Source organism: Sphingopyxis sp. UBA6723 (genome assembly GCF_002454115.1).
In the GTDB taxonomy this organism is placed as follows: domain Bacteria; phylum Pseudomonadota; class Alphaproteobacteria; order Sphingomonadales; family Sphingomonadaceae; genus Sphingopyxis.
Genome location: NZ_DKIH01000013.1, coordinates 405,784 through 421,522 on the forward strand (window position 1 = coordinate 405,784; position 15,739 = coordinate 421,522).

Sequence of the window (15,739 nt, forward strand, 5' to 3'; positions counted from 1 at the left end):
TCTACGATAGCTGCGATCAAGACCAGCGACGCTCGAACCGGCTCCCAAGCCCGGTCAGCAACTCATATTGCGACAGGCCACTGTGCGACGAAACAGGCGCCAGGTCATAATCGAGCATCAGCCAGTCGCCCTCGCCTAGTCCCTCCACATCGCTGGCGTCGAACGTCGTGATGTCCATCGACACGCGGCCGACAAGCGGCAGCGCCTGCCCCCGCCATGACGCACCGCCGTTGCCCGCGTGGCAGCGCAGATAGCCGTCGGCATAACCCAAATTCACCACTGCGATGCGGCTGTCGCGCGGCGCGGTCCACGCCGCGCCATAGCCGACCGTCTCACCCGCCGGGACCGTCCGCACTTGCAGCACGCGTGCCTCGGGGCGGGTGACCTGGCGGATATGGCCTGCAGCCTCGCGGCGCGGGATGCCGCCATAGAGCGCGATCCCCGGGCGGGTCAGGTCGAACGCATAGTCGGCGCCAAGGCAGATACCCGCGCTGTTCGCGAGGCTGTAACGCCGCGCCGTGATTTTTTCGCGCAGCGTGCGAAAGGCGGCGAGTTGCTGGCCATTCTGCTCGCTGTCCTCATCGGCCGACGCCAAATGGCTGTGCAGCGTTTCGATCATCAGCCCATCGAGCGCGCCGCCCATTGCCTCCTCAACGCGCAGTCCCAGCCGGTTCATGCCAGTGTCGACCATCACGTCGCACGGCCGCCCCTCACCCGCCGCCCGCCAGCGCTGCACCTGTTCAACACTGTTGAGCACCGGTCGCGCGGGGAGCAGGCGCGCGGCGACCATGTCGCTTTCGCCCACGCCGTGGAGGACCGATAGCGACACACCGGCAGGCAGCGGCATGAGCGCCGCCGCCTCGGCCCACGTCGCAACAAAAAAGTCGCGGCACCCAGCGGCCGCCAGATGCTGCATCACCGCGCGCGCGCCAAGGCCATAGCCATCGGCCTTGAGCGCCGCCCCGCACGCCGCCGCGCCGCTTTGCCGCGCCAGCCAGCGCCAGTTGGCAACAAGCGCTTCGGACGAAAGGCGCAGGCGGAGCGGTGACGGCACGGCAATCATCCCTGCGCCCTATACGGCTTCGCGGGTCACGCCAATGGGGTCGATCAGGCGGCGGGCGGCGCGCCGGGCGATGCCTTGTCCCACTGCCCCTCGACCGGATCCTTGAGCATGAAGGCGGTGACGAGAAACGCGACCAGCACCACGGCCCATGTGTACCACAGCCCCGAATAGGCATTACCCGTCTTGGCGATGATAAAGCTTGCGATCAGCGGCAGGAAACCGCCGAAATAGCCGGTCCCGATATGATAGGGGATCGACAGCGACGAATAGCGCACATGCGGCGGGAACATCTCGGACAGCAGCGCTGCGACCGGGCCATAAGTAAAGCCCGACAGCGCGCTGAGCCCCAGCAGCGCGAGGAAGATGACCGCAATGCTCCCCCAGCCGGGGATCTGCTTGGCGAAATCATAACCGCTCGCCTCCAGCGCGGGTTGCAGCAACGACGGATCTTCGCTTGCCACCTCGCGGTCGCCGATGCGGATCTTGACGCGGTCGAACCCGCTATCGCTAGCCTCAACGGTATAGGGCACGCCGAGCCGGGTGAGCTCGCCGAGCGTCTTGCCGCAGGCGGTTTGCTGCTGCTGGGCAAAAGGATCGAAATCGCACCGCGATCCCGTGACCGTCACCGGCGCTGCCGCGGCGGCGGATTGCAAAGACGGATTGGCAACGCTGCCCATCCACCAGAACAGCGGGAACAACAGCACCAGCGTCACGCCATAACCCCACACGATCGGCTTCTTGCGTCCGACGCGATCGGACAAATGCCCGGCCCAGATGAAAAAGCCCATGCCGACCGCGGCGGCGCAGCCCACGATGATTTCGGCGGCGGTGTCCTCGACCTTCATCGGCCCTTTCAGGAATGAAAGGCCTGAGAACATCGCGGTGTACCAAATGACCGTCAGGCCAGCGGCGATCCCGAACAGCGCAATAAAGATGCGGCGCGGATTGCCGGGATAGGTGAAGCTTTCCTTCAGCGGGTTCTTCGCCAGTTCGCCCTGCGCTTTCATCGCTTGAAACACCGGGCTTTCCGACAGTTTCAGCCGCATCCACAGCGAGATCGCGAGCAGGATCAGCGATAGCAGGAACGGCACCCGCCAGCCCCAGCTTTCCCACACTTCGGTTGGCATCAACGCTTTGCACCCCAGCACGACGACCAGGCTCAGCACAAAGCCACCGACGACGCTCGCCTGGATGAAGCTGGTGTAAAATCCGCGCTTTCCGGGGGGCGAATGTTCGGCGACATAAACCGCCGCGCCGCCATATTCGCCGCCGAGCGCCAGCCCCTGCAACACGCGGAGCAGAATAACGATAATCGGTGCAGCGATGCCGATCGTCGCCGCCGATGGAATCATGCCCACGCCGGCGGTCGCGACGCCCATCAAGGTGACGGTGACGAGAAATGTATATTTGCGCCCCAGCCGATCGCCCAAGAAGCCAAACAAGACGGCCCCGAGCGGGCGGAAGCCGAACCCGACCGCGAACCCAGCCCACACGAGCAGGGTTTCTAGCGTAGCATTGTCGCTCGGGAAAAAGGCCTTGCCGATGATCGCGGCGAGCGTGCCATAGATGAAGAAGTCATACCACTCGAACACCGTCCCCGCCGACGAGGCGGCGATGACCATGCGGATTTCTTTTTGCGTCGGTTCGTAAACGGCGCCCGTGGCACTGGCTTCGGTCATATAATTCTGGCTCCCCCACCCGTTCGGGCTTCTTTCTTTTCCGTTCGCATCGAGCGTAGCCGAGATGCCTCGCATGCATAGACGCCGCAAAGGTGTCTCGACTTCGCTCGACACGAACGGTTACGCTACGTCTAGTTGCCCCATGGCTGTGCGCAAGTCTTCTTGGCGAGGACATCATAAGGTGGCAGACTGAGCAAATGCAGTTCATCGACCTGTCGATCCCGATCACCAACGATGTCGTCTCCGACCCGCCGGTGATGCGGCCCCATATCACCTATATGACCCACGAAAACACGTGGGAGCAGATCGCGATGTTCTTTCCGGGATTGACCCGCGAAGACCTGCCCGACGGCGAAGGCTGGGCGGTCGAGATGCTGTCGCTCAGCACGCATAACGGCACCCACATGGACGCGCCCTGGCATTATCATTCGACCACCGATAGCGGCGCGACCCCGGCCCCGTCGATCGACGAAGCGCCGCTCGACCTATTCTTTCGCCCCGGGGTCAAGCTCGACTTTTCCGACCGCCCGCACGGCCATGTGGTCAGCGGCGCCGAGGTCGAAGCGGAGCTGGCGCGGATCGGCCACGACCTCCAGCCGCTCGACATCGTGCTTATCCAGTCGGGCGCAATCTATGGCACCGACAATTTCACCGACCAGGGGTGCGGCATGGGTGCCGAGGCGACGCTCTACCTGACGACATGCGGCGTGCAGGTTGTTGGCACCGACGCATGGAGCTGGGACGCACCGTTCAGCCATACCGCGCGGCGCTGGGCCGAAACGCGCGATCCGTCGATCATCTGGGAAGGACATAAGGCGGGGCGCATCCGGCCCTATTACCAGATTGAAAAGCTGACCAATTTGGAGGCGATCCCGGCGACGGGCTTCACCTTCAGCTGCTTCCCGGTGAAGATTGAACGCGCGAGCGCGGGGTGGATCCGGGCGGTGGCGCTGGTTGCGGATTGAGTTCTGGCAGACTTTTCTAGGCGTAACGGAAAGACCGAAATCGGCCAAATTGCGGCCATAAGCTTTCGTCATCCCGGACTTGATCCGGGATCCATGCGCCCTCTCAGCAGCGGGCGACGCGCGGCCTCATGGACCCCGGATCTAGTCCGGGGTGACGAGCCTATTAGGACCGCTCCCCACCCCATCATCCACCGTCGCGCTCAGCTACAAATTCACCGTCACCAGCATCCACAACGTCCACCCGCCCAGTGCCAGCAGGGTAATCCATGTCGCGACAACCCCGATCTGCCGCGTCACCGGCGGCTTGCCCGGCGCGACCGGCGCGTGCAGCCCGGCGATATGCGCGACACGGCCGATCAGGAACAGCGCCCCGATCACCATCAGCGCCATATGATTAGCCCGCGCGGTTTCCAGCAATCCCAGCAGGATGACGACGATCGGCGCATGTTCGGCCAGGTTGCCGTGGCTCCGGCTCGCAGCAATCAGCTTCGCATCGCCATGATCTCCAAACGCCGCTTTCAGGCGCAGGCGCTGGCGCACCGTCAATATCGCGGTGAACAACAGCAACAACGCGCAGACGGCGCCGACAAACGCGGTTACCGGTAATGTCATCGTCTCATCTCCCCCATGGTCATGCGCCGCAGCCTAGTCGACCCGGCACCGTTTGCCACCGCCAATCGCCGCTATGGGCTGGGCGTTTTGCTAAGTTTCGCGTCGAGGAAATCGAGGACGCGCGCCGACACCGGCATACGGCTGACCTTGTCCCCTAGGCTGACCGCGCCCATCGGGTAGAAATGCCCGAACCCCGGCACCCATGCTATCTCGGCGGCGACTCCTTTACCGGTTAGCGCGGCGGCGGTATGCCGGGTGCCGTTGATCACCCCCGCAAAGTCATTCTGCCCCAGGATCAGTAAAGCGGGCGCCATGCCGCGCTCTGTCGTTTCATACAGATTATAGCCGCTGATCCCGCCCGACAGCGACACCACTGCCTTTGCCGGAACGCCGATGCCATAAGCGGTATTGAGCGCCGTGATTGCCCCCGCGGAAAACCCACCAAGCGCCAGCCGGTCGCCATCGACGCCATATTTGGCGGCATAGGCGCGGACGAAATTCGCCGCCATGGCCATATCGTCGGCGGCGGCAAAGGTGGTATGCCAATAATGAGTCAGCGTGATGTCGTCGAACGGCGCCAACCCCATCAGCCGACGCACCTCCTCGATCCGCTCGATATTTTGCGGCGCCATGTTCACGGCCATGGGTACGATGCGCTTGTCATCGAGCGGGCGGACCAGTTGTGGAATTTCATGGATCAATCGGTAGTCGATCGAAAAACAAGCGTAGCCCGCGGCGGCGAAGGTACGGCAATAATCGGCCATCGAGCTGTCTTGCGCGCCGTCGCCAGTGAAATGCATGTCGCCCCTGTCGCCGCGGTGGAACGCGCCGCCGAACGCCATGACGATCGCTGGACGATCGGTCAGCGGCTTGCTGTCCACCGCCGGACGATAGGCGTCGAGGAGCAGGTCGCGCGCCTTGGCGCCGTCGATCGAAACGCCGATCGGGGCGCGGCCGTAAACGACATCGCGCGTCACCATGACGTCATAGTCACGCTTCGCCCGTTCCTGCGCCACGACGCTCGGCGTCACTAGCGCGGCAATGATCGCCGCCGCGATCATCTTTGCCCGAAACCCCATCGCCCATCTCCCCTGATCGTCTATTGCACCTAAGCTAGGCCATCCGGGCCGCGCTCGACAAGTCGGGGCTGGCTAAACGCTCGCGCTGCGGCGCGCTGCATCGCAAGTGAGCTAGCCCGCCTTGGCGATCAGAACAGCCTCGATCCGTTGGGAACCGGAATATCGGGCGCAAACAGGATGACCGCGCCGGCATCGTCGGCGAAACCAAGCGTCAGAACTTCGGACAGGAATTTGCCGACCTGGCGCGCCGGGAAGTTGACCACCGCGGCAACCTGCCGACCGACCAGCTCATCCAGCGCGTAGCGATCGACGATTTGCGCGCTGCTCTTCTTGATCCCGATCGCAGGGCCGAAGTCGATTTTCAGCTTAAACGCGGGCTTGCGCGCTTCGGGGAAGGGTTCGGCCTCCAGGATGGTACCGATGCGGATGTCGACACGCAGGAAGTCGTCGAACGTGATGGGCTCGGCGGCGGGCTGCCCGATGTCATGGTCGATGTGCATCGCGCCGAAATCTAGCCTGATGGCCCTGCAATGCGCAAGGCGGCGCCAGTCAAAGCATCGGCAGCACGACCATCCAGCCCAGCCAGAGGCAAAGCGCAAGGACCGCCGCCCATGTGGCGAAAATGCCGATCACGCGGCCGACCGGCGGCTTACCGTCGGCGCGGGACCGGTAAAGTCCGACCAGATTTGCCGCGCGCCCCGACACGAACAGCGCCGCAATGGTCGAGAGGCCGAATGGGTCGGCGCCCGCGAACTCCAACAGGCCGATCAGGATGATCGGCACTGGCGCATGTTCCGCCAGATTCGCGTTGGCGCGAATGGCGCGGCGTAAGCGGTCGTTCCCGGCGTCGCCGAACAGCGCATGGGAACGTTCGCGCTGGATCACCACGTCGATGCTGGTGGCGAGCAGCATGATGCCGCACGTGACGGCGACCAGCGCCGTGATCGGCAGCGTCATTCCATCTCCAATATGACCGCATCGACCGCGAGGCTATCGCCCTGCGCCGCGTTGACGCTCTTCACCGTACCCGCCTTCTCGGCGCGCAGGATATTCTCCATCTTCATCGCCTCGACCGTCGCCAGCGGCTGCCCCGCCTCGACCTTGTCGCCCGCACCGACATGCAGCGCGACGAGTAGGCCCGGCATCGGGCAGATCAGGAAGCGCGACAGGTCGGGCGGGATCTTTTCGATCATATGCCGGGTCAGCGGCGCGACGTGCCAAGGCAGCACGCGCACATCATGGATGCGCCCGCGCGTCGTCATCCGCCAGCCGGTGCGCGTCTTCGCAACCTTGACTGCCAGTTCGCTGCCGTCGATCTCGGCAATCACCAGCCGGTCGCCGGGGGTATATTCCAGCGCGATGTCGAGCTTGTCGCCGTCAACCTTGATATGCTTGTGGCCGAGCTTCACCTTATGCTCGGTGCCGCCGACGGTGACCTGCCATTTCGCAGGCGGATCGAGCCGGTCGCCGAGCTGGCCGTCGGTGCGCCGCGCGCGGTCGGCCTCGGCCGACGCCATGAAACCCGCGATCGCCGCCAGCGCACGGACGATATGATCCGCGGTCGCGGCGCCGTGAAAGCCGTCGGGATATTCCTCGGCGATAAAGCCCGTCGTCAACTCGCCCGAGCGGAAGCGCGGGTGCTGCATGATCGCCGACACGAAATCGATATTATGACCCAGCCCCTCAATCTCGAACCGGTCGAGCGCCGCGATCTGCTTGTCCGCAGCCTCGTCGCGCGTTTCGCCCCACGTCACCAGCTTGGCGATCATCGGGTCGTAGAAGATCGATACTTCGCCGCCCTCCTCGACCCCGGCATCGACGCGCACCCCGTCGACGCCGCGCTCGTCGCCCTTCCACGCCGGCACCGGGGTGCGATAACGCACGAGCCGCCCCGTCGAGGGCAGGAAACCGCGATAGGGATCCTCGGCATAGACGCGGTTCTCGATCGCCCAGCCATCGATCTTGACGTCGTCCTGCGTCATGCCCAGCTTCTCGCCCGCGGCGACGCGGATCATCTGCTCGACCAGGTCGATGCCGGTGATCGCCTCGGTCACCGGATGCTCGACCTGCAGCCGCGTGTTCATTTCGAGGAAATAGAAGCTCTCGCCCGTCGGGTCGGCGCCCGACACGATCAGCTCGACCGTGCCCGCGCTATAATAGCCGACGGCACGCGCCAGCGCGACGCACTGCTCGCCCATCGCTTTCCGCATCTTTTCGGTCACGAACGGCGACGGCGCTTCTTCCACGACCTTCTGGTGCCGCCGCTGGATCGAACATTCGCGCTCGTTCAGATACAGAATGTTGCCATGCTGGTCGCCAAGGATCTGGATCTCGATATGGCGCGGGTTGAGGATGAACTTCTCGATAAACACCCGGTCGTCGCCAAAGCTGTTGAGCCCCTCGCGCTTCGTCGCCTCGAAGCCCTCGCGGACGTCCTTTTCGTCATAGGCAAGCCGCATGCCCTTGCCGCCGCCGCCCGCCGACGCCTTCATCATCACCGGATAGCCGATCTCGTTCGAAATCCGCACCGCATGTTCGGTATCGTCGATCTCGCCGACGAAGCCGGGGACGACGTTGACCCCCGCTTCCTTCGCCAGCTTCTTCGACTCGATCTTGTCGCCCATCGCGGCGATCGCGTTCACCGGCGGGCCGATGAAGGCGATGCCGTCCTTCGCCAGCGCCTCGGCGAAACTGGTGCGTTCGGACAGGAAGCCATAGCCCGGATGCACCGCCTCGGCGCCCGTTTGCTTGCACGCGGCGATGATCTTGTCGGCGACCAGGTAGGATTCGGACGCGGGCGACGGCCCGATATGCACCGCCTCGTCGGCCATCTGGACAAAGGGCGCGCGCGCGTCAGCGTCCGAATAGACGGCGACCGTGGCGATGCCCATGCGGCGCGCGGATTTGATGACGCGGCAGGCGATTTCGCCGCGATTGGCGATCAGGATTTTCTTGAACACTTTTCGGTTTCCTTCGCTGTCACCGTTCGGCTGGGAGGGCGGCATTAATCTTCTCAAGTAGAGCCTGCACGACCGTCCGAGGTGAACCGACCCGCGTTTGGAACTCCCAATCTTCGATCTGAACGCCGTTACATATCTCGTTCATGCAGTTGTTCAGGATGATCAGTTCGTCGTCCGTTAGTTCGATCGCGGTCACTCCGCCGCCTCCACCCGCATCGGCTCTTCGCTCTCCATCGGCCGCAGCCCCAGCTTGGCGAGCAGCGCGGCGTCGGCGCTGTCGCCGCGGTTGCCAGTGGTGAGCAGCTTGTCACCGGTGAAGATACTGTTCGCGCCGGCCATGAAGCAGAGCGCCTGCGTCGCCTCCGACATGCTCTCGCGGCCCGCGCTCAACCGCACCATGCTCATCGGCATGGTGATGCGCGCCACCGCGACGGTGCGGACGAATTCGATGTCGTCGATCTTGGCGAGCGGGGTGTCGGCCAGCATGTCGCCGAGCACGGTGCCCTTCACCGGCACCAGCGCGTTGATCGGCACGCTGCCCGGATGTTCGGGCAGGGTCGCGAGCGAGTGGATGAAGCCGACGCGATCGGTGCGCGTTTCGCCCATGCCGACGATGCCGCCGCTGCACACGTTAATTCCGGCGCTGCGCACTTCTTCCAGCGTGTCGAGCCGCTCCTGAAAGGTCCGCGTCGTGATGACATTGCCGTAATTTTCGGGCGAGGTGTCGATGTTATGGTTGTAATAGTCGAGTCCCGCGACCGCCAGCGTCTGCGCCTGTTCCTTGCTGAGCATCCCCAGCGTCATGCAGGTTTCCATGCCCATCGCGCGCACGCCTTCGATCATCTCGACGATCGCGGGCATGTCGCGGTCCTTGGGGTTGCGCCACGCGGCGCCCATGCAGAAACGCTGCGACCCCGAATCCTTCGCCTGCGCGGCGGCTTGCAGCACCGCGCGGACGTCCATCAGCTTGGTCGCCTTGAGCCCGCTGTCGGCGCTTTTCGACTGCGAGCAATAGCCGCAATCCTCAACGCAGCCGCCGGTCTTGATGCTGAGCAGGGTACACAGCTGGATTTCGCCGCGCGCGTGGTGGCGGCGGTGGACGCTTTGCGCCTCCCACATCAGTTCGTCGAACGGCAGGTCGAACAGGGTGGCAATTTCCTCGCGGGTCCAGTCGCGGCGACATTCGTCGCCGCGCCCCTGCGGAGGCAGGGGCCCATCTCCGGCCCGTTCGGCCATCGCGGCGTGAGAAGGAGAGCGCGGGTGATGGGCCCCTGCCTTCGCAGGGGCACGGGTGGTTTGAATATTACTCACGCAGCTTCTCCAATCGGCGGCATATTATGCCCCAGCAGGCGCAGCACATCGGCGGCGCACTCAACAACATTTGACCCCGGCCCATAAATCCCCTGCACCCCGGCATCGCGCAGGAAATCATAATCCTGCGGCGGAATCACCCCGCCCGCGATCACCTTGATGTCGGTGCGGCCCGCTTCGCGCAGCTTGTGGATAAGTTCGGGGATAAGTGTCTTGTGCCCCGCCGCCAGACTCGATGCGCCGACAACGTCGACCCCGCTGTCGAGCGCCAGCACCACCGTCTCATCGGGGGTCTGGAACAGCGGTCCCGACACGATGTCGAACCCCATGTCGCCGAACGCCGACGCGATGACGTTGGCGCCGCGGTCGTGGCCATCCTGCCCCATCTTGGCGACGAGCAGCTTGGGTTTCCGCCCCAGCCGCCGGGTGACTGCCTCCACCCCGTCGACGACCTGCGCCCAGCGCGCGTCGCCTTCGTATGGCGCGGCATAGACGCCCTTCACCGGGGTCGGTTGGGTGCCATAACGGTCGAAACTTTGCTCCATCGCCGAGCTGATTTCGCCCAGCGTGGCGCGCGCCCGCGCCGCCTCGACCGCGAGCGCGAGCAGGTTGTTGTCGATGCTCGAAGGTTTGGCTGCACCCCGGCGCAGCGCGGTCAGCGCCGCCTGACACCCCGCCTCGTCGCGTTCGGCCTTGGTCTTCCTGATCCGTGCAATCTGCCCTTCGCGCACCTTGGCATTATCGATGTCGAGCGTTTCGAGCAGATCCTCGTCCTTCAGGCGATATTTGTTCACCCCGACGATCACATCGTCACCGCGATCGACCCGCGCCTGTCGCGCCGCCGCGGCGGTTTCGATCATTGCCTTGGGCCAGCCGGCGGCGACAGCCTTCGCCATGCCGCCTTCGGCCTCGACGCGGTCGATAATCTCCTGCGCCTTGTCGACCAGCTCCTGCGTCAGCGCCTCGACATAATAGCTACCGCCGAGCGGGTCGACGACCTTGGTCATCCCCGTCTCTTCCTGGATGACGATTTGCGTGTTGCGCGCGATGCGGGCGGAGAAATCGGTGGGCAGCGCGATCGCCTCGTCGAGCGCGTTGGTGTGCAGCGACTGGGTGCCGCCCAGCATTGCCGCCATCGCCTCGATCGTCGTGCGCATGACATTGTTGTACGGATCCTGCTCGGTCAGCGACACGCCCGACGTCTGGCAATGTGTGCGCAGCATCTTGCTGCGTTCGTCCTGTGCGCCGAGCTTGGTCATCGCGCGATGCCACAGCACCCGCGCCGCGCGCAGCTTCGCAATCTCCATGAAGAAATTCATGCCGATCGCGAAAAAGAAGCTCAGCCGCCCGGCAAACTTGTCGATGTCCAGCCCCGACGCGACGCCATATTTCACATACTCCATGCCGTCGGCGATGGTGAAGGCCAGCTCCTGCACCTGCGTCGCGCCGGCTTCCTGCATATGATAGCCGGAAATCGAGATGCTGTTGAACTTGGGCATCTCGCGCGAGGTGTAGCCAAAGATGTCGCTGATGATCCGCATCGAGGGTTCGGGCGGATAGATGTATGTGTTGCGGACCATGAACTCCTTCAGGATGTCGTTCTGGATGGTCCCGTCGAGCAATTTGCGATCGACCCCCTGCTCCTCGCCCGCAACGATGAAGAACGACAGGATCGGGATCACCGCGCCGTTCATCGTCATCGACACCGACATCTGGTCGAGCGGGATGCCGTCGAACAGGATCTTCATATCCTCGACGCTGTCGATCGCGACCCCCGCCTTGCCGACGTCGCCGGTGACGCGCGGATGGTCGCTGTCATAGCCGCGGTGGGTCGCAAGGTCGAAAGCGACGGACAGCCCCTTCTGTCCTGCGGCAAGGTTGCGGCGGTAAAAGGCGTTCGATTCCTCGGCGGTCGAAAAGCCCGCATATTGCCGGATCGTCCATGGGCGCCCGGCATACATCGACGCACGCACGCCACGGGTAAAGGGCGCGAAACCGGGCAGGCCGGGGTCTTCGCGCACGTCCTCAGACGTGTAGAGCGGCTTGACGGCAATCCCCTCGGGCGTGTGCCAGGTCAGGTCCTTGCCCTTCACTTCCTTGTCGGCAGCGGCGGCCCATTGGTCGATGGTCGGTTTGTCGGTCATATGCAATCCCATTCCCTCTCCCCTTGGGAGAGGATACGAAGCCTTACCCGTCAGGCTTAGGCGAAGTTGGTGAGGGTCTGTGCCCTCTCGATAAGTCTCATCCCCTCACCCAGCTCCGCCTAGGCAGCAAGCTGCCAAGGCTGCGCAACCCTCTCCCGACGGGAGAGGGGGTGATGGGGCTCAATGCGCCCCCTTCGGCGTCTCCATAATCTCGGTCAGCACCCCGCCCATATCTTTGGGGTGGAGGAAGAAAATCAGCGTCCCATGCGCCCCGATCCGTGGCTCCCCCAGCACCCGCTTGCCCAGCGCCTCGAACGCGGCCTTGGCCACATGAATGTCGGGCACCTCGTAACAAACATGATGCTGCCCCCCCGCCGGGTTCTTCTCCAGAAACCCCGCGATCGAAGTGTTGCCGGGCAACGGCTCGACCAGCTCGATCTGCGTCCCGTTCAGCGCCCCATCGGCGCCGGGCGTATCGACAAAACACACCTTCACCCCCTGCTCGGGCAGGTCAAACGGCGCATGAATCTGCGTCGCGCCCATCACGTCGCGGTAAAAGACGATGCTGTCCGCAATCGACGGCGTCGCAACACCGATATGGTTGAGGCGGCCTAGTTTCATTTCAAACTCTCCAATTCCGTCATGCCGGACTTGATCCGGCATCCCGCTTTTCAAACGCCAATAAGCGGGACGCCGGATCAAGTCCCGGGTGACGAAGAAAACTCAAAGCGGAATATTGTCATGCTTCTTCCACGGATTCTCCAGCTGCTTGTTCCGCAGCTTCCGCAGCCCCAGCGCGATCCGCTTGCGCGTATTGTGCGGATGGATCACCTCGTCGATATACCCCCGCGACGCCGCGACGAACGGATTGGCGAAACGGTCCTCATATTCCTTCGTGCGCTGCGCGATCTTTTCCGGGTCGCCGATGTCGCTGCGAAAGATGATCTCGACCGCGCCCTTCGCGCCCATCACCGCGATCTCGGCGGTCGGCCAGGCGTAGTTCAGATCGCCGCGCAGATGCTTTGACGCCATCACGTCATAGGCGCCGCCATAGGCCTTGCGCGTGATCACGGTGATCTTCGGCACCGTCGCCTCGGCATAAGCGAAGAGCAATTTCGCGCCATGTTTGATGATGCCGTTGAACTCCTGCGCGGTGCCGGGCAGGAAGCCGGGGACGTCGACGAAGGTGATGATCGGAATTTCGAACGCGTCGCAGAAACGGACGAAGCGCGCCGCCTTTTTCGACGAATTGATGTCGAGCACGCCCGCGAGCACGAGCGGCTGGTTCGCGACGATGCCGATCGTCCGCCCCTCGATGCGCCCGAAACCGCAGATGATGTTGCCCGCATGGGCGGGCTGCACCTCGAAAAAATCGCCCTCGTCGACCGTTTTGCGGATCAGCTCGTGCATGTCATACGGCTGGTTCGCATTCGGCGGGATCAGCGTGTCGAGGCTGGGTTCGGCGCGGTCGAACGGGTCGCTCGTCGGGCGCACCGGCACCCCGCTGCGGTTGTTTTCGGGCAGATAGTCAAAGAAATCGCGCGTCGCGAGCAGCGCCTCGATGTCATTTTCGAACGCGATGTCGGCAACCGAGCTTTTGGTCGTGTGGGTGATCGCGCCGCCCAGTTCTTCCTGCGTCACCACCTCGTTGGTCACCGTCTTGACCACATCGGGGCCGGTGACGAACATATAGCTGCTGTCCTTCACCATGAAAATGAAGTCGGTCATCGCCGGGCTGTAAACCGCCCCGCCCGCGCACGGCCCCATGATCAGGCTGATCTGCGGCACCACCCCCGACGCCAGCACATTGCGCTGGAACACCTCGGCATAGCCGCCCAGCGACGCGACGCCCTCCTGGATCCGCGCGCCGCCGCTGTCGTTGATCCCGATGATCGGCGCGCCGACCTTCATCGCATTGTCCATGACTTTCATCATTTTCTGCGCGTGTCGCTCCGACAGCGATCCGCCAAAAACAGTGAAATCCTGGCTGAAAACATAGACCAGACGGCCGTTGATCGTGCCCGATCCGGTGACGATGCCGTCGCCGGGGATGATCTGATCCTGCATCCCGAAATCGGTGCAATTATGTTCGACATAGGTGTCGAGCTCTTCGAACGACCCCTCGTCGAGCAGCACGTCGAGCCGTTCGCGCGCGGTCAGCTTGCCCTTGCTGTGCTGCGCATCGATGCGCTTCTGCCCGCCGCCCAAGGCAGCGGCGGCGCGGCGGCGTTCCATTTCGGCGATATTGGCGGACATTCGGCTCTCCCAACGCACTTCAAAGTGTCGTTTGCCTGCTTAGAGCCGCGCACGCAAATGCGAATTTGTAAAGTTGCAAAGTGATAGTTTGCAAAGTAGCGGCAATTGGAGCCTGCCCTCGTTTCACCGTTCGTGTCGAGCAAAGTCGAGACACCCATCGTTATTGCTCGGTCCCGATGGGTGTCTCGACTTCGCTCGACACGAACGGAATTTGGATGTCCCCTATGACCCGCAACCGCATCTTCGCCGGAACCCGCCTCAAAACCCTGCGCCAGGATCGCGGCATCAAGCAGGCTGATTTCGCGACCGCACTGGCCATCTCGGCCTCCTACCTCAGCCAGATCGAACATGACGACCGCCCGCTGACCCCGGCCCTCCTTGACCGCCTGCAAAAGCTGTTCCCGCTCGAATGGGAGGAAGTCGCTGCCGACGCCGGCGACCGCCGCGCGGGCGCGCTTCGTGAGGCCGCCGCCGACCCGCTGTTTGCTGAATCCCCGATGCCCCCCGAACAGCTCGAACGCGCCGCGCTGCAACAGCCCCAACTCGCCGACCAGTTCGTCGCGCTCCACGCCGCCTATCGCCGCGCCGGGCAACGTCTCCAGATCATCGACGAGGCGCTGACCGGCGGCACCGCCGAGGGCAGCCGCCTCCCGTGGGAGGAAGTGCGCGACTGGTTTCACGACGCGGGAAACTATGTCGACAGCATCGACCGCGCCGCCGAAACGCTGGCGGGGCAATTGCGCGGCAAAGACCCCTCACCCGCGATCGAGACGATCGAGCGGCGGCTGCGCGATGCCCTCGGCATCTCGATCGTTTATACCCAGACGCAAAGCCTGCGCGATTTCGACGCGACGATGCGCCATCTGGTCATCGACTCGTCGCAGCCCGCCGAAAGTCGGCGTTTTCAGCTCGCGCACCAGCTAGCGGCGCTGGCGCTGGCGGCCGAAATTGCGGCGGTCGTCGAGGCCTCGCCACTGCGGACCGCAGCGGCGCGCCAGCTGCTCCACGTCGGCCTCGCCAACTATGCCGCGGGCGCGGTGCTGATGCCCTACGCCCCGTTCCGCGCCAGCGCCCGCGCGGTGCGCCACGACATCGACCGCCTGCGCATGGACTTTGGGGTCAGCTTCGAACAGGCGTGCCATCGCCTCTCGACCCTCCAGCGCCCCGGCGCGCGCGGCATTCCGATGTTCTTCTGCCGCGTCGATATGGCGGGCAATATCACCAAGCGGCACTCGGCCACCCGGCTGCAATTCGCACGCTTCGGCGGCGCCTGCCCCTTGTGGATAGTCCATGAAGCCGCGGCGATTCCCGACCGCATCCTGTTCCAGCTCGCCGAGACGCCCGACGGGCTGCGCTATGTGTCGATGGCGAAGGGGCTGGTGAAACCCTCGGGCAGCTATGCGCGCAGCCCGCGCCGCTACGCCGTCGCGCTGGGGTGCGAGGCGCAATATGCGGGGGACTTCGTTTATGCCGACGGGGTCGATGTCACCGCGCCACAGGCGGCGACGCGGATCGGCCTGTCGTGCCGTATCTGCCCGCGCGACGATTGCGACCAGCGGGCCTTCCCGCCCAGCGATCGGCCGATTTTGGTTGATCCCGATCGGCGCGATGTGGTGCCGTATCGGATTGGGTGATCGAATAGAAAACCGCCCCAAAGCCCGTTCGTGTCG

14 protein-coding genes are annotated in these 15,739 nt (G+C 64.1%); 2 read left to right on the forward strand and 12 right to left on the reverse strand.

All coding sequences use genetic code 11. The features are described from left to right. Positions 1-16: 16 nt before the first annotated feature. On the reverse strand, positions 17-1,063 hold the full coding sequence (gene alr / locus B4F07_RS15285; protein WP_293700741.1) for an alanine racemase: 1,047 nt from the start codon (positions 1,061-1,063) through the stop codon (positions 17-19). A 44-nt stretch (positions 1,064-1,107) separates the two neighbouring features. Beyond that, entirely contained in the window at positions 1,108-2,742 is a 1,635-nt protein-coding gene (locus B4F07_RS15290; RefSeq protein ID WP_293700742.1) for an MFS transporter, read from the reverse strand. Between the two features lie 197 nt (positions 2,743-2,939). On the opposite strand from B4F07_RS15290, the gene B4F07_RS15295 reads away from it, so the two are divergent. Next, entirely contained in the window at positions 2,940-3,707 is a 768-nt protein-coding gene (locus B4F07_RS15295) for a cyclase family protein (protein WP_293700743.1), read from the forward strand. Positions 3,708-3,911: 204 nt separating this feature from the next. Here B4F07_RS15295 and B4F07_RS15300 read toward each other — a convergent pair whose 3' ends face one another. From B4F07_RS15300 to B4F07_RS15345, 10 genes are all read right to left on the reverse strand, one after another. Continuing rightward, complete coding sequence (locus B4F07_RS15300) at positions 3,912-4,319, reverse strand: MAPEG family protein (protein ID WP_293700745.1); 408 nt, start codon at positions 4,317-4,319, stop codon at positions 3,912-3,914. 71 nt (positions 4,320-4,390) lie between these two features. After that, positions 4,391-5,398 carry an alpha/beta hydrolase gene (locus B4F07_RS15305; protein ID WP_293700747.1) on the reverse strand — a complete coding sequence of 336 codons (1,008 nt, stop codon included), beginning with the start codon at positions 5,396-5,398 and terminating at the stop codon, positions 4,391-4,393. Positions 5,399-5,526: 128 nt separating this feature from the next. Then, the gene (locus B4F07_RS15310) at positions 5,527-5,898 is read right to left on the reverse strand and encodes a tRNA-binding protein (protein WP_293700748.1); all 372 of its coding nucleotides are present in this window, start codon (positions 5,896-5,898) and stop codon (positions 5,527-5,529) included. A gap of 49 nt (positions 5,899-5,947) precedes the next feature. Continuing rightward, complete coding sequence (locus B4F07_RS15315; protein ID WP_293700749.1) at positions 5,948-6,355, reverse strand: MAPEG family protein; 408 nt, start codon at positions 6,353-6,355, stop codon at positions 5,948-5,950. Continuing rightward, positions 6,352-8,358 (reverse strand): acetyl-CoA carboxylase biotin carboxylase subunit, encoded by a 2,007-nt coding sequence (locus B4F07_RS15320; protein WP_293700750.1) that lies wholly within the window; start codon positions 8,356-8,358, stop codon positions 6,352-6,354. Before B4F07_RS15320 ends, B4F07_RS15315 begins: the two co-directional genes overlap by 4 nt. Before the next feature lie 19 nt (positions 8,359-8,377). Beyond that, complete coding sequence (locus B4F07_RS15325; protein WP_293700751.1) at positions 8,378-8,554, reverse strand: hypothetical protein; 177 nt, start codon at positions 8,552-8,554, stop codon at positions 8,378-8,380. Then, on the reverse strand, positions 8,551-9,594 hold the full coding sequence (bioB, locus tag B4F07_RS15330; RefSeq protein ID WP_293700752.1) for a biotin synthase BioB: 1,044 nt from the start codon (positions 9,592-9,594) through the stop codon (positions 8,551-8,553). Before bioB ends, B4F07_RS15325 begins: the two co-directional genes overlap by 4 nt. Before the next feature lie 71 nt (positions 9,595-9,665). Further along, a complete protein-coding gene (scpA, locus tag B4F07_RS15335; RefSeq protein ID WP_293700753.1) occupies positions 9,666-11,813 on the reverse strand; it encodes a methylmalonyl-CoA mutase in 2,148 nt (715 codons plus the stop codon). A gap of 180 nt (positions 11,814-11,993) precedes the next feature. Further along, positions 11,994-12,434, reverse strand: a complete 441-nt coding sequence (mce, locus tag B4F07_RS15340; protein ID WP_293700754.1) for a methylmalonyl-CoA epimerase — start codon at positions 12,432-12,434, stop codon at positions 11,994-11,996. A 102-nt stretch (positions 12,435-12,536) separates the two neighbouring features. Beyond that, positions 12,537-14,069, reverse strand: a complete 1,533-nt coding sequence (locus tag B4F07_RS15345; RefSeq protein WP_293700755.1) for an acyl-CoA carboxylase subunit beta — start codon at positions 14,067-14,069, stop codon at positions 12,537-12,539. Between the two features lie 224 nt (positions 14,070-14,293). Between B4F07_RS15345 and B4F07_RS15350 the strand changes: the two genes are divergently transcribed. Beyond that, the gene (locus B4F07_RS15350; RefSeq protein WP_293700951.1) at positions 14,294-15,703 is read left to right on the forward strand and encodes a helix-turn-helix domain-containing protein; all 1,410 of its coding nucleotides are present in this window, start codon (positions 14,294-14,296) and stop codon (positions 15,701-15,703) included. Positions 15,704-15,739: the final 36 nt, after the last annotated feature.

What these genes read in the sequence shown, in the direction of transcription:
- alr (WP_293700741.1), bottom strand. Translation starts at nt 1,063, where the DNA reads ATGATTGCCGTGCCGTCACCGCTCCGCCTGCGCCTTTCGTCCGAAGCG.
- B4F07_RS15290 (WP_293700742.1), bottom strand. Translation starts at nt 2,742, where the DNA reads ATGACCGAAGCCAGTGCCACGGGCGCCGTTTACGAACCGACGCAAAAA.
- B4F07_RS15295 (WP_293700743.1), top strand. Translation starts at nt 2,940, where the DNA reads ATGCAGTTCATCGACCTGTCGATCCCGATCACCAACGATGTCGTCTCC.
- B4F07_RS15300 (WP_293700745.1), bottom strand. Translation starts at nt 4,319, where the DNA reads ATGACATTACCGGTAACCGCGTTTGTCGGCGCCGTCTGCGCGTTGTTG.
- B4F07_RS15305 (WP_293700747.1), bottom strand. Translation starts at nt 5,398, where the DNA reads ATGGGGTTTCGGGCAAAGATGATCGCGGCGGCGATCATTGCCGCGCTA.
- B4F07_RS15310 (WP_293700748.1), bottom strand. Translation starts at nt 5,898, where the DNA reads ATGCACATCGACCATGACATCGGGCAGCCCGCCGCCGAGCCCATCACG.
- B4F07_RS15315 (WP_293700749.1), bottom strand. Translation starts at nt 6,355, where the DNA reads ATGACGCTGCCGATCACGGCGCTGGTCGCCGTCACGTGCGGCATCATG.
- bioB (WP_293700752.1), bottom strand. Translation starts at nt 9,594, where the DNA reads ATGGCCGAACGGGCCGGAGATGGGCCCCTGCCTCCGCAGGGGCGCGGC.
- scpA (WP_293700753.1), bottom strand. Translation starts at nt 11,813, where the DNA reads ATGACCGACAAACCGACCATCGACCAATGGGCCGCCGCTGCCGACAAG.
- mce (WP_293700754.1), bottom strand. Translation starts at nt 12,434, where the DNA reads ATGAAACTAGGCCGCCTCAACCATATCGGTGTTGCGACGCCGTCGATT.
- B4F07_RS15345 (WP_293700755.1), bottom strand. Translation starts at nt 14,069, where the DNA reads ATGTCCGCCAATATCGCCGAAATGGAACGCCGCCGCGCCGCCGCTGCC.
- B4F07_RS15350 (WP_293700951.1), top strand. Translation starts at nt 14,294, where the DNA reads ATGACCCGCAACCGCATCTTCGCCGGAACCCGCCTCAAAACCCTGCGC.